Source organism: Alloalcanivorax venustensis ISO4 (genome assembly GCF_015356855.1).
Lineage (GTDB): Bacteria > Pseudomonadota > Gammaproteobacteria > Pseudomonadales > Alcanivoracaceae > Alloalcanivorax > Alloalcanivorax venustensis.
The window spans coordinates 139932-158296 of record NZ_ARXR01000002.1; the positions used below are offsets into that span (position 1 = coordinate 139932).

Consider the following 18365-nt stretch of genomic DNA (forward strand, 5'->3'; position numbering starts at 1 on the left):
GGCCTGCATGCCAATAGGTCAGCAAATACTGTGCCAGCCCTTTTTTGGCGCAGTAGCGTGTACTGAGCCCGCTTAGCGCACTGAGAAGCGGCTGAAACGCACCAACTTGGGGCCTGCATCGAATTTATGCACCTTTACAGTGCAACGGAGGGTGCCCCAACGCGCAGAGTGACCACCACTTCCAGATCACCTTCCTCGGTGGCCAGCACTTCATGACCATTGATTCTGCACCAGGCGGGAATGTCGTTGAGGGCCCCCGGGTCCGTGCAGGTTACCCTCAGCACCTCCCCCTGCGCCAGTTCGGCGACCTTGTTCTGGGTCTTGATCACTGGAATGGGGCACAGCTGACGGCGCACATCCAGCTCATGAAGGGTTTCGTCGCTCATTGAGGGTTCCATGTGGCTAAGCCACCAACCAGTTCTTGGGGATATCATCGGGCCGCGCCGGCGCCACGCGCACCTCGCGGGCCACGCCGCCGGGGTCCTTCACTTCCACGGTGACACTTTCGTCGCCGCGGCCCTTGGAGTAGCGCGCCACGATGGCGGCGGCCTGCTCCAGCTCCGCTTCCGATTCGAAGCGCCCGTCCACCAGCGCCAGCGGGCCGGGGCAACTGACCGTGGTGAGACTGGTGAACTGGTAGCGGTAGCCCTCCAGGAAGCGGTTCTCCCCTTCCTCGCGGCTGATGATCAGTTTCAGGTGCGGCTGCGGGCGGATGTGGCGGCCCACTTTCAGCAGCATGATGTCGTCCAGCTCGTAACGGCGTTCGTTGCGGGCCTGCCACAGGTCGGCGAGCTTGCGGGAGTAGGATTCGTCGGTCAGGAAGCAGCAGCCGCCGGAGGGCTGGGCGTAGTCCTCCAGGCCGAAACGGCGCGCCAGCTCGATCTGCGGCTTGCGGTTGCGGCCGGAGAAATCGTGCAGCCGCGAGCGGTCCACCCAGCCCTCGCGCTCGGGCAAAGTCTCGGGCAGGTTGAGCGCGCTGAGCGGGCGCAGCAGGCGGTCGTCGGCGCCGGACTCGCTGCTGATGATGGGCATGGTTTCCTTGCGCTGGCTCTTGGGCCGCTGGCCCACCACCTCGCCGGTGATGATGAAATCGAAGCCCTTCTCGCCGGCCAGCTCACGGGCCTTGTTCAGCATCAAGGTGGCCTGGTTGACCATGAAGATCTTGCAGTCCAGGCAGGGGTTCAGATGGGCGCCGTAGCCGTGCTTGGGGTTGAGCACCACATCCTTGTACTCCTCGGAGATATCAATGATGTGCAGCTTGATGCCCAGCTCCTCGGCCACCCAGAGGGCGTTGTTGCGCTTGTTCTTGTCCTTGTCTTTCTTGCGGATCGCGTGGGTGTGGCCCTCCACGCAGAAGCCGGTGAAGAAGTTCACCCCTTCCACGTGAATGCCCTGCTCCTGCATCACTTTTACCGCCAGCATGGAGTCCAGCCCGCCGGACACCAGCGCGATGGCGCGGCGCTGGAGCGGGTCGGCGCTGGGCCGGGTGACGGGTGCGACTGCCTCGGACATAACAATACTCGCCCTGTTTTAAAGGAGATGGTCGGAAACGGGCGGCAGAGTATAGCAAATCACGCTTTGTTGACGAAGCGCCGGGGTCAGGGCGCTTCGGGGGCTTCCGGCAGGCGGGCCACGGCGAACTCGCGCTTGGCAAGCGTCAGCCGGCGGGCCACCGGCTCCAGCTTCCAGTCCAGGCCGTCGAGATGATCCTCGACGATGCGGCAGCGGCGCAGCAGGCCGTCGTCGTTGGCGATCTGAATGTTCAGCCCGGGGCGGGCGTTGAGCTCCAGCATCAACGGGCCCTTGTGCTTGTCCATTACCAGATCCACGCCCAGATAACCCAGCCCGGTGAGCTCATAGCAGCGCGCCGCCAGCTCCAGGCAGGCTTCCCAGTCGGGAATCTGCACGCCGGCCACCGGATGGGCGGTGTCCGGGTGCCGGTCGATTTTCAGGTTGTGCCAGGTGCCGCTCAGGGTGACACCGGTGGCGATGTCCACGCCCACGCCGATGGCGCCCTGGTGCAGGTTGGCCTTGCCGTCGGACTGGCGGGTGGGCAGGCGCAGCATGGCCGCCACCGGGTAGCCCTTGAGCACGATGATGCGCACGTCCGGCACGCCGCCGATGCTGATGCGGTCGAACAGGTCGGTGGAGCGCACCCGGTACTCGATCAGGGCGCGGTCGCGGTGGCCGCCCAGGGAATAGATGCCGGAGATGATCCCGGAAATGTGAAACTCCAGCTCCTCGGGGCTGATCATGCGGCCGGAGGCGCCCCGGTAGTAGCCCTCGAAGCGGTCCGAGATCACCATGATGCCGTCGCCGCCGGCACCCTGGGCCGGCTTGATCACGAAGTCGCCGTGGGTCTCGACGATGTGCTGGAGCTTGCTGATGCCCTGCTCGGTATCAATGATGCCGTACATGTCCGGCACCTGGATGCCGGCGTCCAGGGCCAGCTTCTTGGTGCGGATCTTGTCGTCCACCAGCGGGTACAGGCGCCGGTCGTTATAGGCCAGCACATAGTCGCCGTTGCGCTGGTTGATGCCCATCACGCCACGGCGGCGCAGGGCCCTCCAGGTGCGGATCCCGAACATCAGCGGCCACCTTCATCGGTCATCGCCCGGAAGCGCATCAGCTCCGCCAGGCGGTAACCCCGGTAATGGCCCATCAGCACCATCACCGCCGCCAGCACCAGCAATACGCCGGGGAAGGTGAACACGAAGTACACCAGCGGCTGCCAAACCATCAACAGGTGACACAGCACCGCCGCGATCAGGGTGCCGATGGCCACCTTCAGCGACTGGGTGCCGCCACGCTCCTCCCAGACGATCGAGATACGCTCGATCACCATGGTCAGAATCACCATCGGGAACAGCGCCACCGACAGGCCGGTGGAGAGCCCCAGCTTGTAGCCCACCAGGCTGATCAGCGCCATCAGGATCACCACGAAGGTGAGCACGATCGACAGCCGCGCCAGTAACTGTAATTTCAGGTGTTCCAGATAGCCGCGCACCGACAGCCCGATGGCGGTGATGAAGGTGAACAGCAGCACGCCCCAGATCACCTCGGTTTCGCGGAACGCCAGCGCGATCAGCACCGGCGTGAAGGTGCCCAGGGTCTCCATGCCGACCAGGGAGCGGATCAGCAGCACCAGCAGGACGCCCACCGGAATCATCATCAGGATGCGGAACAGCTGCTGGGACGGCACCGGCAGCTCGTAGAGGGAGTAGTCGATAAAGCTGCTCTGGTCCTGGAACCGCAGCGACTGGGCCAGCTGCAGCGCGCTCATCTCATTGCGGTGAACGCCGAAATCCACATCCGCGTTGCGGGCGCCCTCCAGCGCCAGCAACGGCTTGTCGCCGCTCCACCACACCAGCCGGTCATCGGGCAGCCCCTGGCGGCCGTCCAGCGGGTTGAAATACAGCCAGCTTTTGCCGTTGTAGGTGCGCAGCCACAGCTCCGGCTGCTGGTCGCGGCTCTCGTTGAGCTCCAGGGTGTGCACCGGCTCGGCGGGAATATGCGCCACCGCCAGCAGCAGGTCGACCACCCGAGCGCGGTTCTCCGGGCTGCGGTCGCCGGCGAGCAGCAGGCGCACGTTATCGCTTTCCATGTTGTTAACGCGCTTGATGGTCTCGCTGACGAAGGTCTCCACGTCCGCGGAGTGCTGGCGGATCGGCGCCAGCAACGCATCGGCGGCCAGCCGCTCCGGGCCCTCCAGCGGCGGCGCCGCGCGGAACTGGGGGCCGTCCTCGGGCACCGACGCCGGCTCGGCGAAGCGCGAGGTGAGCATCAACCGGTAATACAGGTTCTGCCGCCCCTCGGCCCGGCGCGCCGACCAGGTGACCACCCGGTTGCCGTTCTCCCGGTTGACGTTGACGCCGTAGTTGTTGGAAATAAAGCTTTCATTGAGGGCGGTGAAACCGCTCTCCAGCGGCGGCACGTACATGCGCGCCTTGATCGGGGTGTTCTCCCGCGCCTGGAAACTGACCTGGGCGTCCACCACCCATACCGGGTCACTCTCGCTCTCGGTGAGCGGCACTTTCTGGACCAATATCTGGTAGGCAATACTGCCGACCCCCAGCAACAACAAAAAAGCGGCGAGCAGCCGGGCGTGCAATTTCACAGAACGCATTTTTCAGCCTTATTCCAATACTTTCGTCACGGGCGGTCAGCCACGGAACGGAAGCCAGCCCTGGCGCCCGTCGACGGTTCCTCGGCCCGCGCGGCCGTTCGGCGCACGTTGCTGAGACCGGCTGACCCGTGTTTGGTTGCGACATTCTAGGGCAGTCAGAGGCCAACCGGAGCAACAAAAGTAAAACTTTGCACCGGGTCACATTATGCCATGACACACCTTCGTGTGGCTTCCGTGGGTACAAGGGCTGTACAATGCGCCGCCTAATCCGCCTCCCACTCCGTTTCACGGGCCCTTCCGGCCGGTCGCGGACGCATTTTCACGCTGGTCCGCCAACGGACGGAGAGCGACTTTTTTCCCTACGGAGCCATTTCTGTGATTGAACGCCTGCGCAATATCGCCATCATCGCCCACGTTGACCACGGCAAGACCACCCTGGTGGACAAGCTGCTGCAACAGTCCGGCACCCTGGGAGATCGCGCCGGCGACGTGGAACGGGTGATGGACTCCAACGACCTGGAGAAGGAACGGGGCATCACCATCCTCTCCAAGAACACCGCCCTCAAGTACGGCGACTACCAGATCAACATCGTCGACACCCCCGGCCACGCCGACTTCGGCGGCGAGGTGGAGCGGGTCATGTCCATGGTCGACTCGGTGCTGCTGCTGGTGGACGCGGTGGACGGCCCCATGCCGCAAACCCGCTTCGTGACCCAGAAGGCGTTCGCCGCCGGCCTCAAGCCGATCGTGGTGGTCAACAAGGTGGACCGCCCCGGCGCCCGTCCGGACTGGGTGATCGACCAGGTGTTCGACCTGTTCGACACCCTCGGCGCCAGCGACGAGCAGCTCGACTTCCCGGTGGTCTACGCCTCCGCCCTCAACGGCGTGGCCGGCCCGGAAGCGGACCAGCTCGGCGACGACATGACCTTCCTGTTCCAGACCATCATCGACCGCGTACCGGCGCCCGAAGTGGAACAGGACGGCCTGTTCCAGATGCAGATCTCCTCGCTGGACTACAACAGCTACCTGGGCGTGATCGGCATCGGCCGCATCAAGCGCGGCAAAATCAAAGCCAACTCCACGGTCAAGATCATCGACCGCGAAGGCAAGGTGCGTAACGGCCGCATCCTGCAGATCATGGGCTACCACGGCCTCGACCGGGTGGACGTGCCGGAAGCCGGCGCCGGCGACATCGTCTGCGTCACCGGCATGGACCCGCTGGATATCTCCGACACCCTGTGCGACCCCAACAAGGTGGAGGCCCTGCCGCCGCTGACCGTGGACGAGCCCACCGTGAGCATGGTGTTCCACGTCAACACCTCGCCGTTCGCCGGCCAGGACGGCAAGTTCGTCACCAGCCGCCAGATCCGCGAGCGCCTGGAAGCGGAACTCAAGCACAACGTGGCCCTGCGCGTGGAAGAGACCGGCAGCGCCGACCAGTTCCGCGTCTCCGGCCGTGGCGAGCTGCACCTGTCCGTGCTGATCGAGAACATGCGCCGTGAAGGCTTCGAGCTGGCCGTGGGCCGCCCGCAGGTGATCGTGCGCGAGGTGGACGGCAAGAAGCAGGAGCCCTACGAGAACGTCATGGCCGACGTGGAAGAGCAGCACCAGGGCGCCATCATGGAGCAACTGGGCCTGCGCCGCGGCGAGATGACCAACATGGAGCCGGACGGCAAGGGCCGGGTGCGCCTCACCTTCATCGTGCCCAGCCGCGGCCTGATCGGCTTCCGCAGCCTGTTCCTGACGCTCACCTCCGGCACCGGCATCCTCAACAGCACCTTCAGCCACTACGGTGAGTTCAAGGCCGGCGACATGGCCCAGCGCAACAACGGCGTGCTGGTCTCCATGGTCAAAGGCAAGGTGCTGGCGTTCGCCCTGTTCAACCTGCAGGAGCGCGGCCGCATGCTGATCGAGCCCAACGTGGAAGTCTACGAAGGCCAGCTGATCGGCATCCACAGCCGCGGCAACGACCTGGTGGTGAACCCCACCAAGGGCAAGCAGCTCACCAACATGCGCGCCTCCGGCACCGATGAGAACGTGATTCTCACCCCGCCGGTACGCTTCAGCCTGGAGCAGGCCCTGGACTTTATCGAAGACGACGAACTGGCGGAAATCACCCCCAACCACATCCGCCTGCGCAAGAAGCTGCTCACCGAGACCGAGCGCAAACGCGCCAGCCGCTAAGGCGGTGGACAAGAAAAAGGCCCCTTCCGGGGCCTTTTTTATTGCGCCTTGTAGGAGCGGGCCCCGCCCGCGAAAGGGAGCGAAGCTCCCGGCAGGCGCTAAAGCAGCCAGGCCATCAAGGCCGCGCCGAGAAACATCCCGATCAACAGGCCTTTGCGGAAGGCGCGGGTGCTGTCCGTCTCGGCACGCCCCGGCTCGCGGATGCGCTCGCGCAGCGTCGGCCCGGAGGGCGGCGGCTGGCTGGCCTCGTAGTCGGCGATCACCTCCAGCGAGCGGGCCTCATCGTCTTCGTTCACCCACACGCTGGCCAACCCGGAAGCGGGCAACTCGCCCACCGCGCCCTGCAGCATGTCGCCACGCACCTGGGCAACGATGCCGGACTGCTCCAGCAAGCCGGCCAGCATGTGCGCTTCCAGGCCGTCACCGGCTTCGTAGACACGCTTCATGGGTGGCTCTCCTCTGTTGCGCGCATCCCTGTCGACAACACGCTACCATTTACCCGCTTTTATAACCCGGGATCCGTGAATGCTGAATATTGCTCTGTTCGAGCCGGAAATACCGCCCAACACCGGCAACATCATGCGCCTGGCGGCCAACACCGGCGCCGCCCTGCATCTGATCGAGCCGCTCGGTTTCGAGCTGGATGAGCGGCGCCTGCGCCGCGCCGGGCTGGACTACAGTGAATACGCCAACGTCACCGTGCACCCGGACTACCCCAGCTTCTGCCGGGACTACCCCACCGCGCGCCAGTTCGCGCTGACCACCAAAGGCGGCCCGGCGCCCAGCCAGGTACGGTTTCAGGACGGGGACGTGCTGCTGTTCGGGCCGGAAACCCGGGGCCTGCCCGCCCATATCCTGGAAGGGCTGGCGCCGGAGCAGCGGCTGCGGCTGCCGATGGGCGCCAACAGCCGCAGTCTGAATCTCAGTAACGCGGTGGCGATCACGCTCTACGAAGCCTGGCGGCAACTCGGCTACCCCGGCGCGATCTGAACCAATCGATTACTGGACGGTGGACGGCTCGCCGTCGCCGCTCTGCTGCTTCTCGCGCTGCTGCTGGTAGAGCGCCTCGAAGTTGAGCGGCTGCAGGATCATCTGCGGGAAGGAGCCCTTGGCGACCAGATCGGACACCACTTCGCGGGCGTAGGGGAACAGCACATTGGGGCAGTAGGCGCCCAGCAGCTGATCGCGCTCTTCGCCTTCGATGCCGGCCAGGGTGAAAATACCCGCCTGCTTCACTTCGGCCAGATAGAAGGTCTTCTGCTCGTCCTCGGATTTGGCGGTGACGGTGACCGTCACTTCCACTTCGTATTCGGTGCCTTCGCCGATGCGGCGTGCGCTGTTGTTCAGCTGCACGTTCATCTTCGGCTTCCACTCCTGCAGGAAGATGTCCGGCGCCCCCGGGCACTCGAACGAGGCGTCCTTAAGGTAGACGCGCTGCAACTGGAAGGTTTTTTTCTGTTCTTCGGCCATGATTGTCTCCGTTGTTCGGTTCCGTCATCCGGCGAGCAGGTCGTCCAGTTCGCCCGTCCGCTCCAATGCGAAAAGTTCATCGCAACCGCCCACGTGGCGGTCCCCGATCCATATCTGCGGCACCGTGCGGCGGCCGCTGCGCGCCATCATTTGCCGACGCGCTTCCGGCTCCCGGTCCACGTCGATCTCATGGACGCGGGCGTCCTTGCCCGCCAGCAAACGCTTGGCGCGCACGCAAAACGGGCACCAGCCGGTGCTGTAAAGGGTGACGTCCGCCATCAGCCCTTGGACACCGGCAGGTTATCATTGCGCCAGGCGGTGACGCCGCCCTGGATACGGTAGAGCTCGGAAAAGCCCTTGTTGCGCAGCTGGCGCCCCAGGTGCGCCGCCTGGTTGCCCATCTTGCAGGTCAGGATCAGCGGCTTTTCCTTATATTTTTCCAATTCGCCCATCCGGTCCGTGACCTGGCTCTGGGGAATGTTCACACTGCCCGGGATATGCCCCTCGCGGAACTCGTCGGCGGCGCGCACGTCGACGATCACCGCATCCTTCTGATTGACCAGATTGGTGGCGAACTGCGGCGTGATGGCCTTGCCGCCACGGCGGGACTCAATCACGAAAAAGGCGCCCCACAGCGCTAAGAAGGCAAACACCAGGATATAGTGGTTGGTGACGAACTCGATGATACGATCCATGACTGCATTCCTGCCGGCGGAAAATCGGCGACAAGTATACACACCAGCGCTCGGTTAAGATAAGGCACCATGACGGAACCCGTGAAACCCCATTTTCGATTACTGACGCTGCTGATCGTGCCGGCGCTGGTGCTGACGAGCGCCGGCGCGCCCGCCGAAGAGCCCTCCGAGCAACAGCTGGAAGCGCTCAAGGAGCGCATCGAGGCGCTGTCCGAGGCCCAGCAGAAGGAAGCCCGCCAGCGCGACTCGGTGCAGAGCGAGCTGCGCGAGGCGGAAACCCGGGTCGGCGAGCTGACCCGCGAACGGCGTCAGCTGGAGCGCGACGCCCGCCAGGCCGAGTCGCGGCTGGCGCGGCTGGAGGCCGAGCAGGCGGAACTGGCCGAAGAAAAGAAGGTGCAGCTGCGCTGGCTGGTGAAGACGGTGCGCGCCAGCTATCAGAGCGGCCGCGAAGAGCGGCTGAAGCTGATGCTCAACCAGCAGGAGCCGGACCAGATCGCGCGCCTGCTGCGCTACCAGGAATACTTCCAGCGCGCCCGCACCGACCGCCTCGCCGACCTGGAAGACGAACTGGTGGAGCTGCGCCGGGTGGCGCAAGAAGTGGCCGACGCCCGCGCCGACCTGCTGGATCGCCGCACAGCGCTGGCGCGCAGCCAGGAGCAGTTGGAGCAGGCCGCCCGCGAACGGGAGACCACCCTGGCCAAACTGGAACGCTCCCTGGACCAGCGCGGCGGCGACATCGACCGCCTGCGCGCCGACCAGCAGCGCCTGGAAAAGCTGCTCGCCGAGATGGAGCGCAGCATGCCGGAAATGGCCCCCGCCGACCGCGGCACGCCGTTCGCCAAACTGGCCGGCGAGCTGCCCTGGCCGGTGCCCGGCGAAGTGCTGTCGAGCTTCAACTCCAGCCGTGAGGGCGCGTTGCGCTGGGAAGGCGTGGTGCTGGCCGCCGAGGAAGGCACGCCGGTGCGCGCCATCCACCCCGGGCGGGTGGTATTCGCCGACTGGATGCGCGGCTACGGCCTGCTCACCATCGTCGACCACGGCGGTGGCTACCTGACGCTGTACGGCTACAATCAAAGCCTGCTGCGCGATGTGGGCGAGTGGGTCGCGGTGGGCGACACCCTGGCCCTGGCCGGCCAGTCCGGCGGCAACAGCCGCAGCGCGCTGTACTTCGAAATCCGCAATCGGGGCAAGGTGGTGAACCCGACACGCTGGTGCGACCGCCGTGTTACACTGCCGCCCATTGCCCGAAACTAGTGTCCAATGATGCCCTTGGTCTGGGGAATTACATGCTGAAAACGTCTCACCCCCTGCTCCGCCGCACCGCACTGAGCGCCGCCCTGCTCCTCACCGTATCCGTCTCCGCCCCGACCCTGGCCGCCGACCCGGAAGTCGATGAGCAGGCCCGTCAGGATGGCGTGCCGGTCACCGAGCTGCGCGCCTTCGCGGAAGTGCTGGAGCGGGTGCGCGGCGCCTATGTGCAGGACGTGGACGAGAAAGAGCTGATCCAGGCGGCGATCCGCGGCATGTTGATGGAGCTGGACCCGCACTCCTCCTACCTGACCCCGGACCAGTTCGAGGACCTGCAATCCACCACCAGCGGCGAGTTCGGCGGCCTGGGTCTGGAAGTGACCATGGAAGACGGCTTCGTCAAAGTGGTCTCGCCGATCGACGACTCCCCCGCCAGCCGCGCCGACATCCAGGCCGGCGACCTGATCCTCAAGATCGACGACACCTTCGTCAAAGGCCTGAGCCTGGCGGAAGCGGTGGAGCTGATGCGCGGCGAAGCGGGCTCGGAAGTGACCCTCTCGGTGCTCAGCGACGGCGACGAAAAGCCGCGCCCGGTGACGCTCAAGCGCGACCGCATCAAAGTGGAAAGCGTGAAAAGCGAAGTGCTGGAGCCCGGCTACGGCTACCTGCGCGTGTCCCAGTTCCAGAACAACACCGGCCACGAAGCCAAGAAAGCCCTCAACGAACTGAAAGCCGAAGGCGAGCTGAGCGGGCTGATCCTCGACCTGCGCAACAACCCGGGCGGCGTGCTCGGCGGCGCGGTGGAAATCAGCGACCTGTTCCTCGATTCCGGGCTGATCGTCTACACCCAGGGCCGCGAGAGCGAGAGCCGCAACGACTACAAAGCCAACCTGGGCGATGAGATCGAAGGCCTGCCCCTGGTGGTGCTGGTCAACGGCGGCTCCGCCTCGGCGTCGGAAATCGTCGCCGGCGCCCTGCAGGACCAGGGCCGCGCCGTGGTGGTGGGCACCCGCACCTTCGGCAAGGGCTCGGTGCAGACGGTGCTGCCGATCAGCGGCGACAACGCCCTGAAGCTGACCACCGCGCGCTACTACACGCCGGACGGCCGTTCGATTCAGGCGGAAGGCATCGAGCCGGATATCCCGGTGCAGGTGTCCAGCGTCGAGCTGCTGAAAGACCAGCGCCCCCGCGAAGCGGACCTGCCTCACCACCTGCTCAACCAGGCGCAGAAGGAAGCGCTGGAGAAAGGCGGCGAAGAGCCCCTGGCCAGCCGTGACTACCCACTGTCCCAGGCGCTCTCGATCCTCAAGGGCATCAACCTGGCGGAACGGCGGCGCGCCGACCGCGAGGAGTAACCCGCCCGAACGCGCCGGTCAGGACGTGACCGGCGCCCGGCCGATGCCCGTAAGGCGGGCATAGCCGATCATCAGGAAGCCGAACAGGAACATCATCACCCCGTACACCGCCGCCGGCACGGACATGGCGTCCGACTGCAGCAGGGTCAGGGTCACCATCAGGCCCAGGGTGCCGTTCTTGATGCCCAGCTCAATGGCCACGGTGAACGCCTGCGGCCGGCTCAGCCCGATCAGGCGGCCACCGAACAGGCCCAGCCCCAAGCCGATCAGGTTGAGCAGTATCACCGCCGCGCCGCCCTGGCGCAGCAGCACCAGCGCCTCTCCGCCCAGGTCCACCAGCAGCATCACGATCACCGCCACCAGCACCAGCAGCCCGAACACGCTGACCAGCTTTTCGCCCTTCACCGCCCAGTCCTGGCGGAAATGACGGATGGTCATGCCGATGCTCACCGGCACCAGGATGATCACCACCAGGGTCAGGATTGTGCGCAGCACCGGTAGCTCCAGCACCAGATCGCTGTCACGGAAATGGCCCAGCGCCCAGCTGGTGAACATCGGCAGCGTCACCACCGTGACCAGGCTGGCGGCCACCGTCAGCACGATGGACAGCGCCACGTCGCCACGGCCGAGAAAGGCGAACAGGTTGGAGGTGGTGCCGCCTGGGCAGGCGGCGATGATCACCAGCCCCACCGCCAGCGTCGGGGAAAGGTCCAGCGTCATCGCCAGGCCCACGCCCACCAGCGGCAGCAGTACAATCTGCGCCACCAGGCCGTAAACGGTGGCCCGCGGGGCGATCAACACTTCGCGGAAGTCCTTGGGGGTGAGGGTGAGCCCCATGCCCACCATGATGAGAAACAGGGCGGCGGGTAAACCGATTTCAACCAGACTGGCCTGATCCATGCTGCGCTCCTTTTTTATTATCGCAAGGAGCTTAGCCTACGGGGTCCGTGGCGGCGACTCTTGTACAGAGCGCTTGCCGGTCAGCCGTCGATGGGCGGCTTGCGCAGCGCCTTGGTCTGGCCGTGGCGGGTTTTTTTGTCCATGCGCTTGCGCTTGGCGGCCTTGGACGGCTTGGTGGGCTTGCGCTTTTTCTGCTCCACGGTGGCGTCCAGGATCAGCGCTTTCAGCCGCGCCAGGGCGTCGTCCAGGTTCTTTTCCTGGGTGCGGAAGCGCTGCGCCTTGATCACCACCACCCCTTCGGTGGTGATGCGCCGGTCGGACCAGGCCAGCAGCCGCTCCTTGTAGAACTCGGGCAGCGACGAGGCGCCGATGTCGAAACGCAGGTGCACGGCGGAGGCCACCTTGTTGACGTTCTGGCCGCCGGCGCCCTGGGCGCGGATCGCCTGCCATTCGATCTCGGACTCGGGGATGGTCACATTGTTGGAGATTTTCAGCATGGGTCCTTCCTGGCCGGGGGAGTTACCGGGCTCGCGCGATAAAGCGGTCGAGCGCATTGGCGAAGGTCTGGACGTCGCTTTTGCTCAACGACGACGGGCCGCCGGTCTGCACCCCGGCGGAGCGCAGTTCTTCCATGAAGTCGCGGCGGCCCAGATGTTCGCGGATGCTCTCGCTGTCGTAAAGGGTGCCACGGGGGTTGAGCGCGGTGCCACCGCTCTCCACCACCCGGGCGGCCAGCGGGATGTCGCCGGTGATCACCAGGTCGCCGGCCTGGACCTGCTCGGCGATGTAATCGTCGGCGCGGTCAAAGCCGGCTTCCACCTGTACCGCACGGAGGTGCGGCGAGCGCGGCTTGGGGATGAAATGGTTGGCCACCAGGGTGGTCTCGATGGCGCGCCGGTCGGCGGCGCGGAACAGCACGTCGCGGATCACGGCCGGACAGGCGTCCGCGTCTATCCAGATCCGCACGTCAGGCCCCCGGCAGTATCACAGGCGCATCTCAATGCCGGCGCTGTGCATGTACTGCTTGGCCTCGGCGATGCTGTACTCGCCGAAGTGGAAGATCGAGGCCGCCAGCACCGCATCCGCGCCGCCCTGGATCACCCCGTCCACCAGGTGCTGCAGGTTGCCGACGCCACCGGAGGCGATCACCGGCACCGGCACCGCGTCGGAAATGGCGCGGGTCAGGGCGATGTCGAAGCCGTTCTTGGTGCCGTCCCGGTCCATGCTGGTGAGCAGGATCTCGCCGGCGCCGTAATCGGTCATGCGGCGCGCCCACTCCACCGCGTCGATGCCGGTGGGGTTGCGGCCGCCGTGGGTGAAGATCTCCCAGCGGTTGGCTTCGCTTTCGCCGCTCACCTTCTTGGCGTCGATGGCCACCACGATGCACTGGGACCCGAAACGCTCGGCGGCCTCGCGCACGAACTCCGGGTTTTTCACCGCCGCCGAATTGATGCCCACCTTGTCGGCGCCGGCATTGAGCAGGTTGCGGATGTCCTGGATGGTGCGCACGCCGCCGCCCACGGTGAGCGGGATAAACACCTGGCTGGCCATGCGCTCGACCATTTCCAGGGTGGTGTCACGGTCCTCGTGACTGGCGGTGATGTCCAGAAAGGTGATCTCGTCGGCGCCGGCCTCGTTATAGCGGCGCGCCACCTCCACCGGGTCGCCGGCGTCGCGGATATCCACGAATTTCACGCCCTTGACCACCCGGCCGTCGTCCACGTCCAGGCAGGGGATGATTCGCTTGGCTAGTGTCACTTTCGCACTCCACTACCGGTGGTGCCGGACATGCCCGGCCCCCGGGATTGCAGCTCGTCGGCCAGGGCCTGGCCCTGGGCGAAATCCAGGGTGCCCTCGTAGATGGCGCGGCCGGTGATGGCGCCGGTGATGCCCACGGTGCGCGCCCCGCACAGCCGACGCACGTCCTCCATGTCGGTGATGCCGCCGGAGGCGATCACCGGAATGCTGATCGCTTCGGCGAGCCGCTCGGTGGCTTCCACGTTGACGCCCTGCAGCATGCCGTCACGGCTGATGTCGGTGTAGACGATGGCCACCACGCCGTCGTGTTCGAACTGGCGCGCCAGGTCCACCACGTCGATGTCGGTGACTTCGGCCCAGCCGTCGGTGGCCACTTTACCGTCCTTGGCGTCCAGGCCGACGATCACGTGGCCGGGGAACTGCTTGCACATGTCGCGCACGAATTGCGGCTCTTTCACCGCCTTGGTGCCGATGATCACCCACTGAACGCCGGCGTCCAGGTAGGCCTGGATGGTCTCGGCGCTGCGGATGCCGCCGCCGATCTGGATCGGCAGGCCCGGGTGGGCGCGGGCGATGGCGTTGACGATCTCGCCGTTCACCGGCTCACCGGCGAAGGCGCCGTTCAGGTCCACCAGGTGCAGGCGCCGCGCGCCCTGCTTCACCCAGTGGTCGGCCACCGCCACCGGGTCCTCGGAAAACACCGTGTCATCGTCCATGCGGCCCTGCTTGAGGCGCACGCAGTGGCCGTCTTTCAAATCGATGGCGGGAATCAGTTCCATGACGATCTCGCTTGTTTAACAGGCTGAAATAAGAGGACGCGGCGCTCAGGGCCGCCAGCGCAGAAAGTTTTCCAGCAGCTTGAGGCCGGCGTCGGCGCTCTTTTCCGGGTGGAACTGCACCGCGAACACATTGCGCTTGGCGACGGCGGCGGCGAACGCCAGGCCGTACTCACAGCGGCCGGCCATCTGCTCGTCGGGCACCCCGGTGGCGCAGTAGCTGTGCACGAAGTAGAAGCGGCTGTTGTCGTCGATGCCCGCCCACAGCGGGTGGTCGTTGACCTGCTGCACCTGGTTCCAGCCCATGTGCGGCACCTTCAGCGGGCGCCCGGTGTCACCCAGGGGCGCGCCGAAAAACTGCACCCGACCGGAGAACACACCCAGGCAGTCGATGCCGTCGTTCTCTTCGCTGAAGTCCATCATCGCCTGCATGCCCACGCAGATGCCGAGCACCGGCTTGTAGGCGTCGATGGCGTCGAGAATCGCCCGGTCCAGGCCGGTTTCGGTGATCACCTTGATGCAGTCGCGGATCGCGCCGACGCCGGGGAACACCACCCGGTCGGCGGCGCGCACCTGCTCCGGGTCGCCGGTGATCACGATCCGCTGACCGTCGGCGGCCATCTTTTCCAGCGCTTTGCCGGCGGAATGGAGATTGCCCATGCCGTAGTCGACTACGGCCACGGTTTCGCTCATGGGGCGCCTCGAGTGGTTTACGGGTTTTCGGTGAGCGTGCCCTTGGTGCTCGGGGTCACGCCGTCCATGCGCGGATCCGGCTCCACCGCCATGCGCAGGGTGCGCCCGAACGCCTTGAACACGGTCTCGGCCTGGTGGTGGGCGTTCTTGCCGCGCAGATTGTCGATGTGCACGGTGATCATGGCATGGTTCACCAGCCCCTGGAAAAACTCATAGAACAGGTCCACGTCGAACCCGCCGATCATGCCGCGGGTGAAGTCCACGTGCATTTCCAGGCCGGGGCGGCCGGACAGGTCGATCACCACCCGCGTCAGGGCCTCGTCCAGGGGCACATAGGCGTGGCCGTAGCGGCGCACGCCCTTCTTGTCGCCCCAGGCGCGGGCCAGGGCCTGGCCCAGGGTGATGCCGATGTCCTCCACCGTGTGGTGGGCATCGATGTGCAAGTCGCCCTTGGCCTCAATGTCCAGGTCGATCAGACCGTGGCGGGCCACCTGGTCGAGCATGTGTTCCAGGAACGGCAGGCCGGTATCCAGCTTGCTCACTCCGGTGCCATCGAGATTCACGCTGACGCGAATCTGGGTCTCCAGGGTGTTTCGCTCCACGGTGGCGCGGCGTTCGCTCATCGGTACCTCCAGAAAACGGAACCCCGTATTATACGGCCCTCGGCGCCCCCTCACCAGCGCGGCGGCCATTTACCGGTTAGCGGAGACACTATGCCGATCAGTCTTGAATTTCATTCCCCCGACGCGGAACTGGCGCAACGCTTCAGCAAAGTGTTGCGCGACGACCCGGACTACGCCGCCGAACTGGGCCAGGCCCTGGACGCCGGGCGCCCGGTGGCCGCCGCCCATTTCAACGGCGCGCCGGTGGCGGTGGCGCTGCTCGACGGCGACACCCTGGCGTGGATGGTGGTGCACCCCGCCACCCGCGGACGCGGCGTGGGGCGGGACTTTCTGCGGCTGCTGGAGAAACATCACGGCGGAGCGCTCGCCCTGCCGGAGAAATGCCGCCGCTAGCGACTGTGCGAGCGGGCCCTGCCCGCGAAAGGGCGGTATAACCGCCCGGCAGGATTCCAGAAACGGCTATTGGTCGCGCAATCCGGCAGGTCTCTGGAATCCTGCCGGCGGCTGGCGCCGCCCTTTCGCGGGCGGGGCCCGCTCCCACAGGGAGATCCGCTCCCACAGGTCAGGCCAGCGGCAAGCGGATCACCAAGGTGAAGCCGCGATCGAGGCCGGCGCTCTCGGCCCAGATGCGGCCGCCGGCCTGTTCGATCATCACCCGCGCCATGGCCAGTGACAGGCCGTAGCCCTCTTCGTGGTGGCGCGAGCCCATCACGAAGAACGGCTCGAACAGGCTCTCCAGCTGGTCCGGGCCGGCGCCCCGGCCGCGGTCGCGGATGCGCAGCTCCGCTTCGCCCACCATCACCTCGCTGGTAACGGTGATCTCGCCGCCCGGCGGGCTGAAGCGGATGGCGTTATCCAAGGCCATGGCCATCACTTCCTGCAGCTCGGTCTCATTGGCGCGCACATACAGATTCGGCGAGATACGGTTGACCACCCTCAGCGCCAGGCTTTCCAGCGCCCGGGCGCGGGTGGCGAGCAGCGCGTCCAGCATCCACAGGGGCCGGCAGCGGGCCACCAGCGGCGGCGTGCTGCGGTCGGCCAGGTCGAAGTAGCGCAACGAGGTGCTGACCATGCCCATCAGCCGCTGCTGCCCTTTGCGCACCAGCGCCCAGACATCGCTCTGGTCGGCGCCGGTTTCGCTGTCGTCCAGGGAATTGGCCGCGCCGATCCAGTTGATCGGCGTGTTCAGCTCATGGCTGACGTACTGCAAAAATGTGGATTTGTCCCGGTTCATCTGCTCGATCTCTTCCACGTGACGCTCCAGGTTCTCACGCGCCTCCAGGAACAGCTGGTTGCGCTCACGCTCCAGGAAGCGGATGCGGTCGCCCAGCGCCAGGGACAGCATCATCACCACCCACAGGGCGCCGAGATGGGGCAACATGCTGATAACCGAGGCGTAGGGGATCCAGTCCAGATTGCCGAGCACGAAGAAGAAGATCAGCACCAGGAACACGCACCAGGCCGCCACATACAGCCGCGCCGCCCGGTAGCCGCGCGACCACACCATCCAGCCCAGCCAGCTGAACAGCAGCACGGTGATCAGCACCAGCAGCGTGGACAGGTAATAGGACCAGGGCGGCGCGATCAGCAGCTGCACCACCAGCAACACGGCGACACCGGCCAGGTAGTGGCGGATCACCCGGTCATAGCGCGGAAAGCGCTGCTTGAGGCCGAGGAAGTGGCGCGAGTACATGGCCAGCGCCGGCGTGCAAATATAGATGCCCAGCCAGTAGTACTCATTGAGCCGGGGCACCTCCGGCCACACGAACTGCAGCCCGAAGCCGTTGACGTTCAGGTTGAACACCGTGATGCCCACCAGGAACAGCACGAAATACAGGTAGACCGGCTCCTTGAGCGACAACGCCAGCAGCGCGTTGTAGACCACCATGATCAGCAGGCAGCCGTAGAACACCCCGTACAGCAGGATGTCCCGGTAGGTGTATTCCACCAGCCCGGCGGCGCTGTAGAGCATCGGCGACAAATTGATGGCGCCCTTGCCGCTGACGCGCACATAGTAGGTGTTGGCGCCGGCCAGGTCGGTGTCGAGGGGGAAGATAAAGGCCCGGTGGTCCATCAGGCGCTGATCGAACGGCAGGGTATCGCCCAGGTCCACCCGCCGGTAGCCGCCGTCTTCAGTGGGCGCGAACAGACTGATATGGTCAAGGATCGGATAGCGTTCCACCAGGTACCAGCTCTGCCCCCGGACACGGCTGGTATCCAGGGTGAAGCGCAGCCAGATGGTGCTGCTGGTGAAGCCGAAATTGGGCTCGGTGGCGGTGTTGCGGACGAAGCGCCCGGAAAAGCGGTCGCTCACCTGGCTGAAATCCCAGTGCCCTTCGGGGTCCACCAGCACCTCCATGGAACGGGCCACGGCCACCTGCTCCTGGTCCGGCTGCGGCGTCACCACCGGCTCGGCGCCGGCCAGCGCGCACCACAGCAACCCTATGCAAACCAGGAAATTACGGAACTTTAACAAAACCGGCTCCCCAAAGAGCGATACTTATTATCATGCTTTATCATGCGTTCTAACCGTCGAT

The 18365-nt window shown here is 65.6% G+C and carries 21 protein-coding genes; 5 read left to right on the forward strand and 16 right to left on the reverse strand.

Features of this window, described 5'->3' with window-relative positions:
* Nucleotides 1-134: 134 nt before the first annotated feature.
* The 4 genes from ISO4_RS01890 to ISO4_RS01905 form a co-directional block, all read right to left on the reverse strand.
* Entirely contained in the window at nucleotides 135-386 is a 252-nt protein-coding gene (locus ISO4_RS01890) for a sulfurtransferase TusA family protein (RefSeq protein WP_067610026.1), read from the reverse strand.
* Between the two features lie 16 nt (nucleotides 387-402).
* On the reverse strand, nucleotides 403-1512 hold the full coding sequence (locus tag ISO4_RS01895; RefSeq protein ID WP_194854960.1) for a tRNA (5-methylaminomethyl-2-thiouridylate)-methyltransferase: 1110 nt from the start codon (nucleotides 1510-1512) through the stop codon (nucleotides 403-405).
* An 86-nt stretch (nucleotides 1513-1598) separates the two neighbouring features.
* Nucleotides 1599-2588, reverse strand: coding sequence for an alpha-L-glutamate ligase-like protein (locus ISO4_RS01900; protein ID WP_142948230.1), 990 nt, complete (start codon nucleotides 2586-2588; stop codon nucleotides 1599-1601).
* The gene (locus ISO4_RS01905; RefSeq protein WP_194854961.1) at nucleotides 2588-4126 is read right to left on the reverse strand and encodes an inactive transglutaminase family protein; all 1539 of its coding nucleotides are present in this window, start codon (nucleotides 4124-4126) and stop codon (nucleotides 2588-2590) included. Before ISO4_RS01905 ends, ISO4_RS01900 begins: the two co-directional genes overlap by 1 nt.
* Nucleotides 4127-4501: 375 nt before the next feature.
* Here ISO4_RS01905 and typA point away from each other — a divergent pair, with 375 nt between their 5' ends.
* A complete protein-coding gene (typA, locus tag ISO4_RS01910; protein ID WP_142948228.1) occupies nucleotides 4502-6310 on the forward strand; it encodes a translational GTPase TypA in 1809 nt (602 codons plus the stop codon).
* A gap of 98 nt (nucleotides 6311-6408) precedes the next feature.
* On the opposite strand, the gene ISO4_RS01915 is transcribed toward typA, so the two are convergent.
* Nucleotides 6409-6756, reverse strand: a complete 348-nt coding sequence (locus ISO4_RS01915) for a putative signal transducing protein (protein ID WP_142948227.1) — start codon at nucleotides 6754-6756, stop codon at nucleotides 6409-6411.
* A gap of 79 nt (nucleotides 6757-6835) precedes the next feature.
* Between ISO4_RS01915 and trmL the strand changes: the two genes are divergently transcribed.
* Nucleotides 6836-7300 carry a tRNA (uridine(34)/cytosine(34)/5-carboxymethylaminomethyluridine(34)-2'-O)-methyltransferase TrmL gene (gene trmL / locus ISO4_RS01920; RefSeq protein ID WP_142948226.1) on the forward strand — a complete coding sequence of 155 codons (465 nt, stop codon included), beginning with the start codon at nucleotides 6836-6838 and terminating at the stop codon, nucleotides 7298-7300.
* Nucleotides 7301-7309: 9 nt separating this feature from the next.
* Here trmL and secB read toward each other — a convergent pair whose 3' ends face one another.
* The 3 genes from secB to ISO4_RS01935 are packed head-to-tail and all read right to left on the reverse strand — an operon-like array spanning nucleotide 7310 to nucleotide 8475.
* Nucleotides 7310-7780, reverse strand: a complete 471-nt coding sequence (gene secB, locus ISO4_RS01925) for a protein-export chaperone SecB (RefSeq protein WP_142948225.1) — start codon at nucleotides 7778-7780, stop codon at nucleotides 7310-7312.
* Nucleotides 7781-7804: 24 nt separating this feature from the next.
* Nucleotides 7805-8059 carry a glutaredoxin 3 gene (grxC, locus tag ISO4_RS01930; RefSeq protein WP_194854962.1) on the reverse strand — a complete coding sequence of 85 codons (255 nt, stop codon included), beginning with the start codon at nucleotides 8057-8059 and terminating at the stop codon, nucleotides 7805-7807.
* Nucleotides 8059-8475, reverse strand: coding sequence for a rhodanese-like domain-containing protein (locus ISO4_RS01935; protein ID WP_067610044.1), 417 nt, complete (start codon nucleotides 8473-8475; stop codon nucleotides 8059-8061). Before ISO4_RS01935 ends, grxC begins: the two co-directional genes overlap by 1 nt.
* A 69-nt stretch (nucleotides 8476-8544) precedes the next feature.
* Between ISO4_RS01935 and ISO4_RS01940 the strand changes: the two genes are divergently transcribed.
* Both ISO4_RS01940 and ISO4_RS01945 read left to right on the forward strand, forming a co-directional pair.
* Complete coding sequence (locus ISO4_RS01940; protein WP_194854963.1) at nucleotides 8545-9729, forward strand: murein hydrolase activator EnvC family protein; 1185 nt, start codon at nucleotides 8545-8547, stop codon at nucleotides 9727-9729.
* A gap of 32 nt (nucleotides 9730-9761) precedes the next feature.
* The gene (locus ISO4_RS01945) at nucleotides 9762-11078 is read left to right on the forward strand and encodes a S41 family peptidase (RefSeq protein WP_194854964.1); all 1317 of its coding nucleotides are present in this window, start codon (nucleotides 9762-9764) and stop codon (nucleotides 11076-11078) included.
* A gap of 18 nt (nucleotides 11079-11096) precedes the next feature.
* Here ISO4_RS01945 and ISO4_RS01950 read toward each other — a convergent pair whose 3' ends face one another.
* The 7 genes from ISO4_RS01950 to hisB form a co-directional block, all read right to left on the reverse strand.
* The gene (locus ISO4_RS01950; RefSeq protein WP_194854965.1) at nucleotides 11097-11978 is read right to left on the reverse strand and encodes a bile acid:sodium symporter family protein; all 882 of its coding nucleotides are present in this window, start codon (nucleotides 11976-11978) and stop codon (nucleotides 11097-11099) included.
* Nucleotides 11979-12058: 80 nt separating this feature from the next.
* Nucleotides 12059-12475, reverse strand: coding sequence for an alternative ribosome rescue aminoacyl-tRNA hydrolase ArfB (gene arfB / locus ISO4_RS01955; RefSeq protein WP_194854966.1), 417 nt, complete (start codon nucleotides 12473-12475; stop codon nucleotides 12059-12061).
* Between the two features lie 22 nt (nucleotides 12476-12497).
* Nucleotides 12498-12944: a YaiI/YqxD family protein gene (locus ISO4_RS01960; protein ID WP_194854967.1), complete on the reverse strand. Its 447-nt coding sequence runs from the start codon at nucleotides 12942-12944 to the stop codon at nucleotides 12498-12500.
* A gap of 18 nt (nucleotides 12945-12962) precedes the next feature.
* Nucleotides 12963-13736 carry an imidazole glycerol phosphate synthase subunit HisF gene (hisF, locus tag ISO4_RS01965; protein ID WP_142948218.1) on the reverse strand — a complete coding sequence of 258 codons (774 nt, stop codon included), beginning with the start codon at nucleotides 13734-13736 and terminating at the stop codon, nucleotides 12963-12965.
* Entirely contained in the window at nucleotides 13733-14515 is a 783-nt protein-coding gene (gene hisA / locus ISO4_RS01970) for a 1-(5-phosphoribosyl)-5-[(5-phosphoribosylamino)methylideneamino]imidazole-4-carboxamide isomerase (RefSeq protein WP_142948217.1), read from the reverse strand. The genes hisF and hisA overlap by 4 nt, the downstream gene beginning before the upstream one ends.
* 45 nt (nucleotides 14516-14560) lie before the next feature.
* Nucleotides 14561-15205, reverse strand: a complete 645-nt coding sequence (gene hisH / locus ISO4_RS01975; RefSeq protein ID WP_067608969.1) for an imidazole glycerol phosphate synthase subunit HisH — start codon at nucleotides 15203-15205, stop codon at nucleotides 14561-14563.
* Between the two features lie 17 nt (nucleotides 15206-15222).
* Nucleotides 15223-15828 carry an imidazoleglycerol-phosphate dehydratase HisB gene (hisB, locus tag ISO4_RS01980; RefSeq protein WP_142948215.1) on the reverse strand — a complete coding sequence of 202 codons (606 nt, stop codon included), beginning with the start codon at nucleotides 15826-15828 and terminating at the stop codon, nucleotides 15223-15225.
* Between the two features lie 90 nt (nucleotides 15829-15918).
* Here hisB and ISO4_RS01985 point away from each other — a divergent pair, with 90 nt between their 5' ends.
* Nucleotides 15919-16221, forward strand: coding sequence for a GNAT family N-acetyltransferase (locus ISO4_RS01985; RefSeq protein ID WP_194854968.1), 303 nt, complete (start codon nucleotides 15919-15921; stop codon nucleotides 16219-16221).
* Between the two features lie 169 nt (nucleotides 16222-16390).
* Here the strand turns inward: ISO4_RS01985 and ISO4_RS01990 are convergent, their stop codons facing one another.
* Nucleotides 16391-18304 carry a sensor histidine kinase gene (locus tag ISO4_RS01990; RefSeq protein WP_194854969.1) on the reverse strand — a complete coding sequence of 638 codons (1914 nt, stop codon included), beginning with the start codon at nucleotides 18302-18304 and terminating at the stop codon, nucleotides 16391-16393.
* Between the last annotated feature and the right edge of the window lie 61 nt (nucleotides 18305-18365).